We start from the raw sequence: 1,941 nt of genomic DNA, 5'->3' as shown, positions 1-1,941 counted from the left end.
AGCCTACTCGGATCGGGCCGCCGTCGTCGCGAGAGCGGCTTTGCAGGACGAACGCGGGACTATTCACCCGCGCGCCATTGGCAACGGCGAGGAAATCCGCCCGCTGCCTCAGCCGATCCATGATGAAATCCCAAAAAGGGGGTCTGGCTCAGGCGCTCAGACGCTTGCGGCCGCGGGCGCGGCGGGCGGCGAGAACCTTGCGGCCGCCGGCAGTGGCGAGACGGGCACGGAAACCGTGACGGCGCTTGCGCACCAGTTTGCTGGGTTGATAAGTCCGCTTCACGGGTTTTTCTCCGCTGACCGGGCAATTTGCCTGTAGAATTGATGGTAAAGTCCGGAAGATGCGGCCCAAAACGGGCCCTTTTTCGGCCCCAAGAGAGCCGCTCCCGGCGTTACACCGGGTCATCGCGGACAATTCGCGCGGCTTATATGCGAGCGCCCCCTTTTCGTCAACGCCACAAGAGCGCAGGATTGCGGTGAATATCGCTGTTTGTGCGGGGTTTTTAATCGGTGAGGTAGCGACTCGCCGTATCAGCGCTTACATCCCACATTGGGAGATTAGCGATCCGTAATTTGACCGGACCGGGGGCGGGCCGCATCCTTCCTCCGCCAGATCGTTCACCGGCTAAGCAGTCCGGCCAAATCAGTGAGGACGAATTTCGTGGCAGCGACAGACCTCCAGCCGATCCAGGATACGGATCAGGGGGACCCGCCGGCGATCCGGCCGCGTGGGCCTGCCGGGCTTGGGCTGTCGGGCAAGCTGCTTCTGCTCACCGTCCCCCTGGTGATGATCGCGGCCATCCTGCTCTATGTGCCTGCCATCGCCAACTTCTGGGTCAACCGGCTGAACGACCGCGTGGCCGCCGCCAACACGGCGGCGCTGGTGCTCGACGCCGCGCCGCTCGGCATGGTTCCCGATTCGCTGTCGCGCGAGATCCTGAAAAGCATCAATGCCCGCGCCGTCGCCATCAAGATGGGCCAGCAGCGCCGGCTGCTCGCCAGCGACAATCTGCCGACCGCGATCGAGCACGACGTTGACCTCCGCGACATGACCGTGTGGGAGGCGATCACCGGCTCGATCCAGATGATGCTGGAGACCGGCAACCAAGCCATCCGCATCGTCGGCCCCGGCGTCGGCAATGCCCAGTTCGTCGAGATCGTGACCGACGAATTGCCGCTGCGGCAGTCGATGTACCGATTCTCCCGCAATGTCGTCGTGGTCGCGCTGATCATCGGGGTGCTGACCGCGGGCCTCGTCTATCTCGCGCTCCACTATCTCTTCGTGCGGCCGATGCGGCGGCTGACCGCGAGCCTGGTCGGCTTCCACGAAAACCCCGAGAGCTCGGCGCGGATCATCGTGCCGAGCCAGCGCAGCGACGAGATCGGGGTGGCCGAACGCGAATTGTCCGACATGCAGCGCGATTTGATGTCGATGCTGCATCAGAAGAGCCGGCTTGCCGCGCTCGGTCTCGCCGTCTCCAAGATCAACCACGATCTGCGCAATTTGCTCGCGTCGGCGCAGCTTCTGTCGGACCAGCTCGCCAGCGTGCCGGATCCGCGGGTGCAGCGCTTTGCGCCCAAGCTCGTGCGCTCGCTCGAGCGCGCCATCGCCTTCTGCCAGTCGACGCTGTCCTACGGCCGCGCCCAGGAGGCCTCGCCCGACCGCCGCATGATCATGATCGAGCCGGTCGTGCTGGAAGTGCGCGAGACCGCGGGCCTTGCCAGCGATGCCTCGATCGCCTGGGTCGCCGCGATCGAGCGCGGGCTCGCGGTCGATGCCGACCCCGACCAGCTGTTCCGCGTGCTGCTCAACCTCGTCCGCAACGCCGCCCAGGCGCTGGAAAGCCATTCCTCCGGCGACGGCGGCGCGCAGCAGATCCGGATCACCGGCAAGCGCGAGGGCGCCGTCGCCATCCTGGAGGTCTCCGACACCGGCCCCGG

General features: G+C 65.8%; 2 protein-coding genes and 1 pseudogene. 1 reads left to right on the top strand and 2 read right to left on the bottom strand.

The window, feature by feature from the left end; translation table 11 throughout:
* Positions 1-121, bottom strand: a pseudogene (locus AC1D00_RS38905) (ribonuclease P protein component); the annotation flags it as partial.
* A gap of 27 nt (positions 122-148) precedes the next feature.
* On the bottom strand, positions 149-283 hold the full coding sequence (gene rpmH, locus AC1D00_RS38900; RefSeq protein WP_008542748.1) for a 50S ribosomal protein L34: 135 nt from the start codon (positions 281-283) through the stop codon (positions 149-151).
* 378 nt (positions 284-661) lie between these two features.
* On the opposite strand from rpmH, the gene AC1D00_RS38895 reads away from it, so the two are divergent.
* Positions 662-1,941: sensor histidine kinase (locus AC1D00_RS38895; protein ID WP_477014326.1), on the top strand; the 1,280-nt coding region annotated here is incomplete at its 3' end.

The organism is Bradyrhizobium sp. P2_E8 (genome assembly GCF_056403875.1).
Note: the sequence above shows the minus strand (reverse complement) of the source record. Positions and strands in the feature narration are given on the sequence as shown.